This is a genomic window from Ochrobactrum sp. XJ1, assembly GCF_024701725.1.
Lineage (GTDB): Bacteria > Pseudomonadota > Alphaproteobacteria > Rhizobiales > Rhizobiaceae > Brucella > Brucella anthropi.
In genome coordinates, this window is record NZ_VDGD01000002.1 from 63,088 (window position 1) to 77,418 (window position 14,331).

Sequence of the window (14,331 nt, forward strand, 5' to 3'; positions counted from 1 at the left end):
CAAGCCACTGATTTCGTCGTTTGTCGAGGCTAAAGATTCTTTGCCGCTTCGATGAGTTTAGCCGCTTCCGGGCTATCCCAAGGTGCTGGACCGTTCATGGATGCAATCTGGCAGCCGTCCTTGTCGACCAGCAGCGTCACCGGAAGGCCGAAGGCCAGATTCTTGCGCTTCAGTTCGTTGAAGCTCGACATGGAAGCGTCCCGGTGTAGCGTCAGATTCTTGATACCAATTTCGTTCAGAAAGCCCTTGGGCTTGTCATCCGAGCCGGTGTCGATGTTGATTGCGACGACCTCGAAATCGGCCCCGCCTTTTTCGGCCTCGAGCTTGTCGAGAGCGGGCATTTCCTCGCGGCATGGCGCGCACCACGTCGCCCAGAGATTGACCAGCAGTGTCTTGCCCTTAAAATCGCCGAGAGTCATCTGCTTGCCGTCCGGGCCTGTGAAAGCAATATGCGAGACGGAAATCGGCTTTTCAGCGGCACGCATCGCCGCCACGCCCCCGGTCGCAGCTGTATCAAGTGCCTTAAGCTTATCCGCTTTCAACACGCATTGCGCCGAAGCTTCATCGCTTTCCGCTGAAACATTCGTCGAAACATTCTGGGCAACCACATTGCCAGAAGGGCGCTCCATCACGTATACCGCCCCGATACCGGCAATGACACCGGCAAGGGCGGCAAGAAGGACGATCTTGCGATTTCCCGATTTCGCCTGCTGTTCGGAATTCGCCTTTTCGTTGTCTTCTGCCATGTCGCGTTACTTCTTTCCAATATTCCGCCAAACCGTCACTCGGGGCATATGAGCATGAGCGAACAAAAATCAAGCAACCAGATGTGGGGCGGCCGTTTTGCCTCAGGGCCCGATGCGATCATGGAAGAGATCAATGCATCGATCGGCTTCGACCGCAAGCTCTATGCGCAGGATATTCAAGGCTCGCTCGCCCATGCAGCCATGCTGGCAAAGACAGGCATTATTGCGGCAGAAGACCATCGACAAATCGAAGATGGTCTGAAAACCATCCTCAAGGAAATCGAGGACGGCAAGTTCACCTTCTCGCGCAAGCTCGAAGACATTCATATGAACATCGAGGCGCGGCTTGCCGATCTGATCGGCCCGTCCGCCGGACGGCTCCACACCGCCCGTTCGCGTAACGATCAGGTGGCCGTCGACTTTCGCCTCTGGGTGAAGCAGGAACTGGAAAAGACCGCCGCCGCCCTCAAGAATCTGATCGAAGCTTTTCTGGAACGCGCCGAAGAACATGCGGCGACGGTCATGCCGGGTTTCACCCATCTCCAGACCGCGCAGCCTGTCACTTTTGGTCATCATTGCATGGCCTATGTCGAAATGTTCGGTCGCGACCTGTCGCGCGTGCGTGACGCAATCGAACGTATGGACGAATCGCCTTTGGGTGCTGCAGCCCTTGCAGGCACCGGCTTCCCGATCGACCGCCACATGACCGCCAAAACGCTTGGCTTCCGCGAACCGACCCGCAATTCTCTCGATAGCGTTTCCGACCGCGACTATGCGCTGGAGTTTCTGTCGCTTGGCGCCATCTGCGCCGGTCATCTTTCGCGCCTTGCGGAAGAAATCGTCATCTGGTCGACGCCGCAATTCAATTTCGTGCGGCTGTCCGATGCCTTTTCCACCGGCTCGTCGATCATGCCGCAGAAGAAAAACCCGGACGCTGCGGAACTGGTCCGCGCCAAGACAGGCCGTATCAACGGTTCGCTGGTCGCGCTTCTGACCATCATGAAGGGCCTGCCGCTCGCCTATTCCAAGGACATGCAGGAAGACAAGGAACAGGTCTTCGATGCAGCTGAAAACCTGGAACTCGCCATCGCCGCCATGGCCGGCATGGTGCGCGACCTGACGATCAATGTAGCGTCAATGAAAAAGGCGGCCGGTTCAGGCTATTCCACTGCGACCGATCTCGCCGACTGGCTGGTGCGTGAACTGGGGCTGCCCTTCCGTGAGGCACATCACGTCACCGGTCGCGCAGTCGCTCTGGCTGAAAGCCGCAAGGTCGATCTGGCGAAGCTTTCACTTGAGGAACTGCAGTCGATTCATCCGGGCATCACGGATGCGATTTTCGGCTATCTGACGGTCGAGAAATCAGTGAAAAGCCGTCAGTCCTTCGGTGGCACGGCCCCGCAGGAGGTGCGTCGCCAGATTCGTTACTGGAAGAAGCGCATCACCAAGGCCTGATAATCGATCAACATGACGTCATGTGGAATCATCTGTCGAACTGATGATTCCACTTTCGGGCATTATGAGTTAGACCTAGAGCATGTCTTCCAAAAGTGGGAACCGGTTTTGGAAGACATGCGTAAAGACAAAACTTAGAGCAAGATCATATATTTCGGGAACCAAAGCTGATGACAGGCCGCTCCGCCATTTCTTCCGTGCTTCTGATCGCCGCGCTTGCGGCAACGCTCGCCGCTTGCGGTCGCAAGGGCCCGCTGGAGCCGCCGCCATCCGCCGTCGTGACGGACGAACAGGGCCACACCAAGCCGAAACCGAAGGAAGACAAGCCGATCATCCTCGACAAGCTGTTGTAAGTTTCTGCTGCAGGGCATTCCCGTGAACCATTTCGAACATCGCAACGGCGTTCTTCACGCCGAAAATGTCAGCCTGCCTGAAATCGCACAGGCCGTTGGCACCCCTTTTTACGTTTATTCCCGCGCGACCATCGAGCGTCATTTCCGCGTGTTCAGCGAAGCCTTCGCCGGCATGGAAACGCTCGTGACCTACGCGCTGAAGGCCAATTCGAACCTGGCCGTGCTGAAAACTCTGGCGAAGCTTGGTGCCGGCGCGGACACCGTTTCGGAAGGCGAAATCCGCCGGGCGCTTGCTGCAGGCATCCCGGCCAACAAGATCGTCTTTTCAGGCGTTGGCAAGACTCCACACGAAATGGACTTCGCGCTTGAAGCGGGCATCTATTGCTTCAATGTTGAATCCGAACCAGAGCTGGAAATTCTTTCCGCTCGCGCCGTCAAGGCAGGCAAGGTCGCATCCGTATCGCTGCGCATCAATCCCGATGTAGATGCGAAGACCCACGCCAAGATTTCAACTGGCAAATCTGAAAACAAGTTCGGCATTCCGCGCGTCAAGGCGCGTGAGGCCTATGCGCGCGCAGCGAGCCTGCCCGGTCTCGACGTGGTCGGCATCGATATGCATATCGGTAGCCAGATCATCGACCTCGAACCCTTCGACAATGCATTCGCCCTGATGGCGCAACTGGTCAAGGAACTGCAGGCCGACGGTCACAACATCCGCCACGTCGATGTTGGCGGGGGACTCGGCATTCCCTACCGCACAGACAATACACCTCCGCCGCTACCCGTCGCCTATGCAGAAATCGTCGCCAAGCACATCAAGCCGCTGGGCCTGAAAACGGTGTTCGAACCGGGCCGCCTGATCGTCGGCAATGCCGGGCTTCTGGTAACGGAAGTGATCTTCGTCAAGGAAGGCGACGCCAAGAACTTCGTCATCGTGGATGCGGCAATGAACGATTTGATTCGTCCGACGCTTTATGATGCGTTCCACGACATCAAGCCTGTCACTTTGCCGAAGGATGATGCGCCGCGTATTCGTGCCGATTTTGTCGGTCCGGTCTGCGAAACAGGCGACTATCTCGGCCTCGACCGGGAAGTGGCAAAGCCTGCTCCAGGCGATCTGATTGCCGTCTGCACGACGGGTGCATATGGCGCGGTGCTTTCCAGCACCTACAACAGCCGTCTGCTCATCCCCGAAGTGCTGGTCGACGGCGACCGTTATCATGTCGTGCGTGCGCGCCGTACCTATGAAGAACTGCTCGCGCTCGATTCCGTACCGGAATGGTTATAGGTCTCGCGACCATAATTATTCATGGCCCACATTTATCATGGCCCATAAATCTCGGGGCAAAGCCTCGCCTTTGCCATGATGCATGTTATCCTGTCAGCCGAACCGAAATCGGCTGACGCGAAAGACGAGACCTATGACTGCCCCTAAGGCGGCCCCGCAGACAGATAGCAGCAACGACAGGAAAAACCCGCCGCGTCATGCGCGGGATGTTTTTCTGCGGCTGTTTTCAGGCGATGGCGCCAGCCTGCGCCGTCTGCGTCTGCGTGCCTTTCTTTCGATCAGCTTCGAGCGGTTCTGGCCGCTGATCCTGCCGCTGATTCTTCTCGTCGGTCTGTTTGCCAGCCTGAGCTGGTTCGGCCTGTTCGGCATGATGCCCCGTTGGCTGCATATCGGCGTGCTGACGCTATTCGGTATTGCCACCCTCATTGCGCTTTATCTGCCGTTCCGGTTTCGCACCCCAGCAGAAAGCGACGTCACAAGTCGTATCGAGGCGATCAACGGTCTCGTTCACGAACCGCTTTCCGTCCAGACAGGCCATATGGCAACAGGCGAACACGATCCATTCGCTGTCGCCCTGTGGCGGGAACACCAGCGCCGCATGGCGGACCGGCTCAAGAACCTGCAATCCGGCCTGCCTTATACGCGTGTTCCCGAACACGATCCCTTCGGCATTCGTGCGGTGGTCGCCCTGCTCTTCATGACCGCCTTCGCCTACAGCCTCAGCCCAAACAGCGGGCGCATTGCCGATGCCTTTCATATCCGTCCAAGCAATGGAACCGCCGTTGCCCGCATCGATGCATGGGTAACGCCGCCGCGCTATACCGGCCGTGCTCCGGTCTTCCTGACCACGACGAACGACAGCGAACAGGCCGCAATCAATGTACCGCAAGGCAGCATTCTGTCGGTCCGCGTGATCGGTGGCGGTTCCGAACGCCTGACTGCGACCGATGCGAAGGGCGAGCGCCGCGACGTACAGCCGGTAAACGCGAAGGAAGACCAGAAGGAGCCTGCAGAACAGGCCGTCGTCGATGGAAGCCGCAACTTCCGCTACGATTTGCAGCAGGATGAAACCATAGCGCTTTCCGGCACCGATGCCCGCTGGAAATTTGTCGTCACGCCGGATAATCCGCCAACGATCCGCTTCACGAAAGAGCCGGGACACGCGCTGAATGGCACATTGCAACTTTCCTATCAGATCGAGGACGACTACGCGCCGGTAAAGGCCGAAGGTGAGATCATCCCGCTCAACAATGATGAGGATGAGGAAGCCGCACCACTCTACGATGCACCGGAACTGCCGCTTGCACTGCCGCGCCGCGGTGTGAAGGACGCCACGACGTCGAAAGACCTGACCGAGCATCCTTGGGCAGGTGAAAAAGTTGCGCTCACGCTGGTCGTAACCGACGCCGCCGGACAAACGGGCCGCAGCGAAACCAAGATCATCACTTTGCCCGAGCGCCCTTTCAGCAATCCACTTGCCCGCGCCGTTGCGGAACAGCGCCGTATCCTCGCGCTCGATGCGACGCAACGCGATCATGTGCTCGACATGCTGTCGGCAATCACGCTTCGCCCGGACGAAACCATCAAGAATGCAGCCCATTATCTGGGTCTGGTCACGATTGGTACACGTCTTCGTCTCGCCAGGAGCGATGACGCCTTGCGCGATGCAGCGGATTATATGTGGCAGGTGGCCCTTGGCATCGAAGATGGAAATCTGTCCGCCGCCGAAAAGCGCCTGCGGCAAGCACAGGAGGCCCTGAAAAACGCTCTCCAGAACGGCGCCTCACAAGAGGAGATCGAAAAGCTTTCGGCAGAGCTACGCAAGGCGATGCAGGATTTCCTGCGGGAATTCGCCCAGCGCCAGCAACAGAATCCCAATGCGCGCCAAGCCGCTCCCGATCCCAATGCGCGAATGCTGACGGAAAAAGACCTCCAGCGCATGATGGACCAGATCGAAAATCTCGCGCGTCAGGGCTCACGCGATCAGGCGGAAGAACTGCTGTCGCAATTGCAGAACCTGATGAACAATCTGCAGATGGGACAGATGCAACAGGGCCAGCAAGGTCAGGGGCAAGGTCAGCAGGGCCAACAAGGCCAGATGCAGCAGCAGATGAACAAGCTCGGCGAACTGATGCAACGCCAGCAAAAGACGATGAACGAAACCTTCGATCTCGATCAGAAGATGCAACGCCAATTCGGTGGCAGCGATGGTGAGGGCGAATTCGGCGACAACATGTTCCCGGGTGATGACGGTTCCATGGGCGGCGGACAGCCGGGCGGTGAAACCGAAAACGGCCAGAGCGAGAACGGTCAGGGCGGGAAAGGCGATGTGCCACCCGATATGGCGGAAACCATGCGCAAGCTGCAGCAGCAGCAAAAGGACCTTCAATCCGATCTGCAAAAACTGATGGACGATTTGAAAGGCATGGGTATTGAACCCGGCAAGGATTTTTCGGATGCCGGAAAATCAATGGGCAACGCCACTGATGCGTTGGGCCGCAGCGAAGGTGCCGAAGCAAGCGACCAGCAGGGCAGCGCACTCGATGCACTGCGTCGCGGCGGGCGCGACATGATGCAGAAAATGCAGCAAGCCATGGGCCAGCAAGGTCAGGGGCAAAGTGGCGCCAATGGCAGTCGGGGAAGGGACCCGCTTGGGCGCCAGCAAGGTACCGGCGACAGCGGCCTCAACGATGACGTCAAGATTCCAGGTGAAATCGATATTCAGCGCGCGCGTGAAATTCTCGATGAAATCCGCCGCAAACTTGGTAATGCGCTGACGCCGCAGATGGAAAAGGAATATCTGCAGCGCCTGCTGAAGTTCGATTGAGAAGCAGGCCGGAGCCTTAATCCATCACACGACCGACAAAGGGCAACTGGCGGAAGGCGTGCCCAACGTCCATGCCATAACCGACGACAAAATAGTCGGGGCATTCGAAAGCCACGAAATCGGCATCAAGATCGACTTTGCGGCGCACGCTCTTGTCGAGAAGAACAGCAATGCTGACGCTCCGCGCTCCGCGTTCCAGCATAAGTTCGCGAACGAATTTCAGTGTCTTTCCAGACTCCAGAATATCATCGATCAGCAGTACATCGCGGTCGCGAACATCGCTGTCGATATCGCGCAGAAGACGAACTTCGGCGCTTGTCGTGCCCTTGCCGTAGCTTGAAACCGTGATGAATTCGACATCGGGCTCCACGCCCGCATCATGCATTGCGCGGATGAGGTCGGCTGCAAAGATGAAGGAGCCCTTCAGGATCGAAATCGTCAGCAGGTTGTGGAACTTGCGTTCAGCAATGGCCTTGGCGAGCTCGAGATTGCGACCGGCAATCTCGTCCGGGCTAAAGAGAACTTCGATTGTCTTGCCACCGACTTCGGGCATCTGCTGCTTCTCCTGATCGTTCGCTTTCGCGCAGACTTTGGCGCGATCAAAGGCGCCGGAAAGGCACGCTCTATAGCATGGTTTGAGGAAATTGCACCCCACCAGATGAAGATGCTCCGGCTTCTCCATTTCCCAGCGTTAAGATTTCATATAGCGTGACATTCATGCATCCAGACATCATCGAACTGCGATCATTTTACGACACCACGCTGGGCCATCTCGCGGAACGCGCCATTCGCATGGCGCTTGCCGGCCTATGGGGTCACGTGCCGGGAGAGCGGCTTGTCGGCATGGGCTACAGCCTGCCCTATCTCGACCGCTTCAGCGCCGATACGGAGCGGACATTCGCCTTCATGCCTGCCGGTCAGGGAGCCGTCGCCTGGCCCTCAGTAGAGAAAACGGCAACAGCGCTTGTTTTCGATGAGGAACTGCCGCTACCCGATTCCTCGATCGATCGGGTGCTTATGGTGCATGCGCTGGAGTATGCGGAAAATCCGACAGAAACGCTGAAAGAGATGTGGCGCGTCCTCGCCCCCAATGGGCGGCTCGTCATCGTGGTGCCGAACCGGCGCGGTGTCTGGGCCCGCTTCGAGCATACACCCTTCGGCAGCGGGCGACCTTATAGCCGCACACAGCTGACGACCCTGCTGCGTGAAGCGAATTTCACCGTCAGTACGGTCAGCGACGCCTTGCATTTCCCACCCGCTACGCGCCGATGGATGATGCGGCCCTGTCTGGCGCTGGAAGGCATGGGGCGGAGGCTGTGGCCGGTCTTTTCAGGCGTTCTGGTGGTGGAAGCGCAGAAGCGTCTTTATCAGGGACTGCCTGTCGCACAGCGCTCCTCGCGCCGTGTCTTCGTTCCGGTTCTCGCACCTCAGGGAACGCCTGTCGGCGGATTGCGGAAAACACCGGCACGGACCAGCAAGACAGATCGAAAGAGTTAGGGCATTTGCGCATCATCGCCCGGGAAAACGTACAGTTGCTGCGGTCTGCAAGTATTACCGAACAAGGTTTTTCTCGACTTAGACGCAATGGCGGGATATGCCGCCATCGTAACTTTAACCCATCGTAACTTTAACATTGACCTTTTGGCGGAGCCAAAATCATGACCGATACGCAGAACCTTACCCGTCCCCAGCCCAAGGCAGGCCTGCTCGATATCGCAGCCTACGTACCCGGTAAGGAACATGTGGAAGGCGTTGCCAAGGTCTATAAGCTCTCCTCCAACGAAACGCCGATCGGGCCAAGCCCGCATGCGGTCGAAGCCTATCGACACGCAGGCGAGAAGCTGGAGCGTTATCCCGATGGGCAGGCCCTGGCGCTGCGTGAGGCAATTGCCGAAACGCAGGGGCTCAACATGGCCAACATCCTGTGCGGCAATGGTTCCGACGAACTGCTTGGCCTGATCTGCCAGACCTATCTTGCTCCGGGCGACGAAGCCATCATCACGGAGCACGGTTTTGCCGTCTACAAGATCCAGACGCTGGGTGCCGGCGCGACGCCGATCACGGTGAAGGAGAAGAACGAGCGTATCGACGTGGATGCCATTCTGGCTGGCCTGTCGCCGCGCACGAAGATCGTCTTCATCGCCAATCCGGCCAATCCAACCGGAACCTATCTGCCTTTCGAGGAAGTCCGCCGCCTTCATGCCGGATTGCCGAAGTATGTGCTTCTGGTTCTCGATGCGGCCTATGCAGAATATGTTCGTCGCAATGACTATGAATCGGGCCTCGAACTCGTTTCATCCAACGAGAATGTTGTCATGACGCGCACTTTTTCGAAAATCCACGGGCTTCCGGGTCTGCGTATTGGCTGGATGTATGCGCCTCTGCATGTGGTCGATGCCGTCAATCGCATCCGCGGGCCATTCAATATGAATTCAGCCGCCATTGCCGCCGGTGCTGCGGCCATCCGCGACCGCGCCCACGTCGAAAAATCGATCACCTACAACGACAAATGGCTTGGCTGGCTGACCGAAGAGTTCACCAGACTTGGTCTTCGGGTTACGCCGTCAGTCACGAACTTCCTGCTGATCCATTTTTCGGACAATGGCGCGCATTCCGCCGACAAGGCCGACGAGTGGCTCTCCAAGCGTGGCTATATACTGCGTCGCGTCGGCGGTTACGGGTTCCCCAATGCCTTGCGCATGACGGTCGGACCGGAGGAAGCCAATCGTGGCGTCGTCGCCGCCCTGACCGAATTTTTGAAGTAGAACAATGTCCACGATCCATTTCAACAAGATCGCCCTGATCGGCATCGGCCTTATCGGCTCATCGCTGGCGCGTGTCATTCGACGCGAAAAGCTCGCCGATCATATCGCCATCGCCACACGCAGCAGTGAAACACTGAAGCGGGCCGAGGAACTGGGTCTCGGTGACAGCTACACCACCGACAGTGCGGAGGCCGTCAAGGATGCCGATCTGATCATTGTATCTGTGCCGGTTGGCTCGTCAGGAACGGTTGCACGCCAGATCGCGGCAAACCTCAAGCCCGGTGCCATCGTCACCGATGTTGGCTCCACCAAGGCTTCCGTGATTGCGCAGATGCAACCGGAACTGCCGGACAATGTGCATTTCATTCCCGGTCATCCGCTGGCGGGTACAGAGTATTCCGGCCCCGATGCAGGCTTTGCAGAGCTTTTCACCAATCGCTGGTGCATTCTGACGCCCCTGCCCGACACGAGTGAAGCAGCTCTCGAAAAGCTGAGCGAGTTCTGGGTCGCCTGCGGCTCACGGCTTGATCGCATGGACCCGCAGCACCACGATCTGGTGCTGGCCATTGTCTCGCATCTGCCGCACATCATCGCCTACAATATCGTTGGCACAGCCAGTGATCTGGAACAGGTGACCAAGTCGGAAGTCATCAAATACTCGGCTTCCGGTTTCCGCGATTTCACACGACTGGCCGCATCCGATCCGACGATGTGGCGCGATGTATGCCTGCACAACAAGGATGCCATCCTCGAAATGCTCGGGCGTTTTTCGGAAGATCTCGCCTCGCTTCAGCGCTCGATCCGCTGGGGGGATGGTGAAGCGCTGTTCGACCTTTTCACGCGCACGCGCGCTGTCCGGCGCGGCATCATCGATGCAGGTCAGGAAGTGGATGCGCCTGATTTCGGCCGTCAGGCTGCAACGCGTACCAGCGAGCAAAAATAGGGCGCATATTGCGCTACAGCGCAGGCAACCGCCCGAGCGGAATAAATCCAGCGCTGACCTTACCCTTGCGAACGGCAATCTCCATCACGGGATTGCCGTTTTCATCTTTCGGCATGGCCGAGAGAGCAAACAAAACGGTAGCGATATTGCCACCCTGCTCGGGAAACACTGTCTGACCAGCCTGCGCCAGCGATTGCGGGTTGACCAGTGTCAGCTTCACATCGGCATTAATCAGCCCGTCAGCATCGACCGAAAACGGCCCGGCTACCGAAACCATCGCTCCATTGGGCATGGACAGGAAAGCCTGATTGACGGTACCGGAATGCCCGCGCAACCGTTCATGAAAAGGAGCATCGCCCTTTGCGAGCAACGTCGCGGCATCGGACACATCGATATCCGCCACACCGTCGATTTCAGGGCTGGTGGCTGTACCAATCGCTGCCTTGGCAAGTTTCAGACCGGCAAAGCGACCATTGACCTTCAATGTGTCACCCGAGGCGCTCATGCGGAAATCCATCTGCTCAAGCGTGCTGAGCGGCACTGTCGTGGTGGCTTCGGTGCGAAGACCGACAGCCACTTCACGCGCGGCGAGCTCAATCTCTGTCGGGAACGGACGTGCCAGCCGGGTGTTGGAGGTAAACTTGCTCCAGTTGACTTCCAGCGGTTCCAGCCCCGGAAATTCGATGAAGGCGGGTCCTGTCAGATCGTTCGAGAGGGAACGTGGCGCATAGACCGGGGAACCCGAGGTGAAGCGCCCTGCGCGGAACGCCATGCCTTCAGAAGGACGCTGCCAGGAAATGCTGTCGCAGACGACATTGACGCGCAACGGATAGCCGCCCATGCGCAAGTCTTCGCATTTCACGCCGACGCCCTGAGAGGCAAGCTTGGCCATGTCGGCCTTGGCTCGTGCCTCTAGCCTGTTTGCGATATAGAACCAGCCCGCTGTATAGCCAGCGATCAAGACAAGCAGAATGACAATGAGCGCGATGGGACGCTTTCTGGACTTCGATGCGTTCATTCCAGTATGCGCCATTTCAAAAAGCCTTACATTAATCAGACGGTTGTTTCGAAGAGCCTCGCTCCGGGGTCAGACTGAACATTCCAAACCCCGATATGTTTTGCTCCTCCCGACTGTTGGCCATATTATGGCAGGAATGTGCCTTGTGAAGCGATTGAGAAGAAAAATCGAGGGATATCCGTTGATTACCGGTGGAAATCGGCGTCCACTGATCCATTATGGACACCCTTCATGACCACAGCTCTCAATGACAGGCGAATGAACGATTTCTGGGTTTTCGGCTATGGCTCGCTGATGTGGCGACCGGGCTTTGCACATGTGGAGACCGTCCGGGCGCGTCTTTACGGCTACAGGCGCAGCCTGTGCATCTATTCGCATGTCCATCGCGGAACGCCGGACCAACCGGGTCTGGTCCTGGGCCTGGACACCGGTGGCTCATGTCTCGGCATCGCTTTTCGCGTGCCTGGTGACATGACTGGCGAAGTGATGACCTATCTGCGCGAACGTGAAATGTCGAACCAAGTCTATCACGAAAAGCATCTGCGCCTGCGCCTCGCTGACGGTCGCAATGTCGATGCGGTCACCTATGTCGCAGACCGGCACCACATTCAATATGCCGGATCGCTTTCACCTGAGAGTGCCGCAGCGATCGTCGCATCTGCTCACGGCGATTCCGGGGCCAATGTGGATTATGTCGCCAATACGCTCCAGCATCTGCGCAACATGCGGGTACGCGATCATTGGCTGGAACATGTCAACGATCTCATTCACCACACTATCCAACATCAAACGGGCGGTTCCAGCGCCTAGAAACACACACCGCGCGCCTCAAAAATACCGGCGTTCAATCGCTCGGCCCTTGTTCTTGCCCGATGCAACCGCTACATCTCGGCCAATTGCCAAGGAGGCCTCCATGATCGCATTGTTCCGCACCATTGATTTGGCGCTCGATATCTACACCTATATCATTATAGCGAGTGCCATCTTCTCGTGGCTCTATGCGTTCAATGTCGTCAATTCCGGCAACCGTTTCGTGGCTTCGATCGGTGAGTTTCTCTACAAGGTGACGGAACCCGTTCTGCGGCCGATCCGCAATATCTTACCCAATCTCGGCGGCATCGATATTTCACCGATCGTCCTGCTGCTGATCATCTTCTTCATCCGCCAGTTCATGTGGACGACGCTGCTGCCGCTTTTCCTGTAAGCGCATCACTCGCAAGCCTAAAAACAAAAGCGCCCGGACATTGCCGGGCGCTGTTGTTCTAGAGCATAATCCGACCGGAGTGAAACGAGGATCGATAAGATTAAGCTTAAGATAGAAAAAGTTAGAGCGCCGATCTGATCCAATCAGATCGGCGCTCTAAACGGATCGGGAAGCTGTTGCTTACTTGCCCTTGGCGCGTTCGATAGCTTCGACGATGAACTTGCGTGCGTAATCTTCGTCACCCCAGTCACCGATCTTGACCCACTTGCCGGGTTCCAGATCCTTGTAGTGTTCGAAGAAGTGCGCGATCTGCTTCAGAGTGATCTCCGGCATATCGGTATAGTCGTGAATCTTCTCATAGCGGCGCGTCAGGTGCGGCGACGGTACTGCAATGATCTTCTCGTCCTTGCCGGAATTGTCTTCCATGACCAGAACGCCGATCGGGCGAACATTGATCACGCAGCCGGGAACCAGCGGACGGGTGTTGCAGACGAGAACGTCAATCGGGTCACCGTCTTCCGAAAGCGTATGTGGCACGAAGCCGTAATTGCCCGGATAGGTCATTGGCGTATAGAGGAAGCGGTCGACGATGAGGGCGCCGGCCTTCTTGTCCATCTCGTACTTGATCGGCTGGCCGCCGACAGGCACTTCAATGATGACGTTGACGTCTTCAGGAGGATTGGAGCCGATGGAGATGGCATCAATATTCATGATGTGTCCTTTCGTGTCGGGCTCTGATAACGGGTTTCAAGGTTGCGCGCAAGAAAAACGAAAGTTCTAGAAAACGCGGCGAATTGTCGTTCCCGCAACGCAATTGAACGTGATCAGGCCGTTAACATGCTGTGAGGGTTAGGCGCCGAGTTCGTTCAGTCTTTGAACGGCAGTCGGTGGCATGGGTGGTGGATTGGGATCGCGGCTGGCGGCGACCAGAAATTCGTCGCAGGCCGTCTCGGTCGTTTCAATCAATCTTTTGAGAAATTCATCCTTCGGAAGACCTGCCGGAATTGGCGGCAGAATACGGGCGCGAATGGTTCCCGGATAACGCAGAAACTTGCGGCGTGGCCAGTAGAGGCCTGCATTGTGCGCAATAGGCAAAACCGGCAGATTGAGCGCTTCGTAAAGATGGACGATGCCATATTTATAGTGCGGTGGAGCACCTGGCGCCCGACGCGTACCTTCTGGATAGATAAGAATCTGGCGGCCTTCCGCAATCGCCTTTTCCGCGCCCTTGGTGATGGAATGCAGTGCCTTGACGCGAGAACCGCGATCGACCGGGATCATCTGCATTTTCGCGATATACCAGCCAAAAAGCGGAATGCGCATCAATTCCCGCTTCAGGATCAGCACGGGATCGTCAAGATAGGGCAGGAAAGCATAGGTATCCCAGGCAGACTGGTGCTTTGGCGCACAGATATAAGCGCCCTCAGGAATGTTCTCCAATCCTTCAACCACATAGTCGGTGCCGACAATATGCTTCTGGAGCCAGAGATTGACCCGTGCCCACAGCTTCGGCACAATCCAGGCCTTCTTGCGGGGCAGAAGAAAATAGAAAGGCGTATAGACGATCATCTGAACCAGTGTGCAGATATAAAACGCCGCATTGAACAAGATTGAGCGCAGATAGAGAAGCATCAGTCGGTGGAGACCCTGGCTAAAGCATTTTCGTTCCCGACTTCCGGTAAACGATCACGCACGAATTCTGGACTTTCTGCAGAAAGTGACGGCATCGATA

At 57.1% G+C, this 14,331-nt stretch carries 14 protein-coding genes; 9 read left to right on the forward strand and 5 right to left on the reverse strand.

The genetic code is table 11. From position 1 onward, the window contains the following. Window positions 1–29: 29 nt before the first annotated feature. On the reverse strand, window positions 30–746 hold the full coding sequence (gene tlpA / locus FG152_RS03115; protein ID WP_029929736.1) for a thiol:disulfide interchange protein TlpA: 717 nt from the start codon (window positions 744–746) through the stop codon (window positions 30–32). Window positions 747–800: 54 nt separating this feature from the next. Here tlpA and argH point away from each other — a divergent pair, with 54 nt between their 5' ends. From argH to FG152_RS03135, 4 genes are all read left to right on the forward strand, one after another. Continuing rightward, window positions 801–2,201: an argininosuccinate lyase gene (gene argH, locus FG152_RS03120; protein WP_010657529.1), complete on the forward strand. Its 1,401-nt coding sequence runs from the start codon at window positions 801–803 to the stop codon at window positions 2,199–2,201. Between the two features lie 170 nt (window positions 2,202–2,371). Next, window positions 2,372–2,554: an LPS translocon maturation chaperone LptM gene (lptM, locus tag FG152_RS03125; RefSeq protein ID WP_006467922.1), complete on the forward strand. Its 183-nt coding sequence runs from the start codon at window positions 2,372–2,374 to the stop codon at window positions 2,552–2,554. A gap of 22 nt (window positions 2,555–2,576) precedes the next feature. Continuing rightward, the gene (gene lysA / locus FG152_RS03130; RefSeq protein ID WP_036584694.1) at window positions 2,577–3,842 is read left to right on the forward strand and encodes a diaminopimelate decarboxylase; all 1,266 of its coding nucleotides are present in this window, start codon (window positions 2,577–2,579) and stop codon (window positions 3,840–3,842) included. A gap of 133 nt (window positions 3,843–3,975) precedes the next feature. Then, window positions 3,976–6,669 (forward strand): TIGR02302 family protein, encoded by a 2,694-nt coding sequence (locus tag FG152_RS03135; protein ID WP_010657531.1) that lies wholly within the window; start codon window positions 3,976–3,978, stop codon window positions 6,667–6,669. Between the two features lie 16 nt (window positions 6,670–6,685). On the opposite strand, the gene hpt is transcribed toward FG152_RS03135, so the two are convergent. Then, window positions 6,686–7,222 carry a hypoxanthine phosphoribosyltransferase gene (gene hpt / locus FG152_RS03140; RefSeq protein WP_010657532.1) on the reverse strand — a complete coding sequence of 179 codons (537 nt, stop codon included), beginning with the start codon at window positions 7,220–7,222 and terminating at the stop codon, window positions 6,686–6,688. Between the two features lie 164 nt (window positions 7,223–7,386). On the opposite strand from hpt, the gene FG152_RS03145 reads away from it, so the two are divergent. The 3 genes from FG152_RS03145 (at window position 7,387) to FG152_RS03155 (ending at window position 10,377) form a co-directional block, all read left to right on the forward strand. Then, the gene (locus tag FG152_RS03145) at window positions 7,387–8,166 is read left to right on the forward strand and encodes a class I SAM-dependent methyltransferase (RefSeq protein ID WP_010657533.1); all 780 of its coding nucleotides are present in this window, start codon (window positions 7,387–7,389) and stop codon (window positions 8,164–8,166) included. Window positions 8,167–8,327: 161 nt separating this feature from the next. Next, on the forward strand, window positions 8,328–9,434 hold the full coding sequence (gene hisC / locus FG152_RS03150; protein ID WP_498985258.1) for a histidinol-phosphate transaminase: 1,107 nt from the start codon (window positions 8,328–8,330) through the stop codon (window positions 9,432–9,434). Between the two features lie 4 nt (window positions 9,435–9,438). Beyond that, entirely contained in the window at window positions 9,439–10,377 is a 939-nt protein-coding gene (locus tag FG152_RS03155) for a prephenate/arogenate dehydrogenase family protein (RefSeq protein ID WP_010657535.1), read from the forward strand. 13 nt (window positions 10,378–10,390) lie between these two features. Here FG152_RS03155 and FG152_RS03160 read toward each other — a convergent pair whose 3' ends face one another. Continuing rightward, the gene (locus tag FG152_RS03160; RefSeq protein WP_029375802.1) at window positions 10,391–11,410 is read right to left on the reverse strand and encodes a DUF2125 domain-containing protein; all 1,020 of its coding nucleotides are present in this window, start codon (window positions 11,408–11,410) and stop codon (window positions 10,391–10,393) included. Window positions 11,411–11,626: 216 nt separating this feature from the next. Between FG152_RS03160 and FG152_RS03165 the strand changes: the two genes are divergently transcribed. Next, a complete protein-coding gene (locus FG152_RS03165) occupies window positions 11,627–12,205 on the forward strand; it encodes a gamma-glutamylcyclotransferase (RefSeq protein WP_029375803.1) in 579 nt (192 codons plus the stop codon). A gap of 103 nt (window positions 12,206–12,308) precedes the next feature. Further along, window positions 12,309–12,599 (forward strand): YggT family protein, encoded by a 291-nt coding sequence (locus FG152_RS03170; RefSeq protein WP_010657538.1) that lies wholly within the window; start codon window positions 12,309–12,311, stop codon window positions 12,597–12,599. 180 nt (window positions 12,600–12,779) lie between these two features. Here the strand turns inward: FG152_RS03170 and ppa are convergent, their stop codons facing one another. Both ppa and FG152_RS03180 read right to left on the reverse strand, forming a co-directional pair. Further along, the gene (gene ppa, locus FG152_RS03175) at window positions 12,780–13,310 is read right to left on the reverse strand and encodes an inorganic diphosphatase (RefSeq protein ID WP_010657539.1); all 531 of its coding nucleotides are present in this window, start codon (window positions 13,308–13,310) and stop codon (window positions 12,780–12,782) included. Window positions 13,311–13,448: 138 nt separating this feature from the next. Beyond that, window positions 13,449–14,231, reverse strand: coding sequence for a lysophospholipid acyltransferase family protein (locus FG152_RS03180; RefSeq protein ID WP_010657540.1), 783 nt, complete (start codon window positions 14,229–14,231; stop codon window positions 13,449–13,451). Window positions 14,232–14,331: the final 100 nt, after the last annotated feature.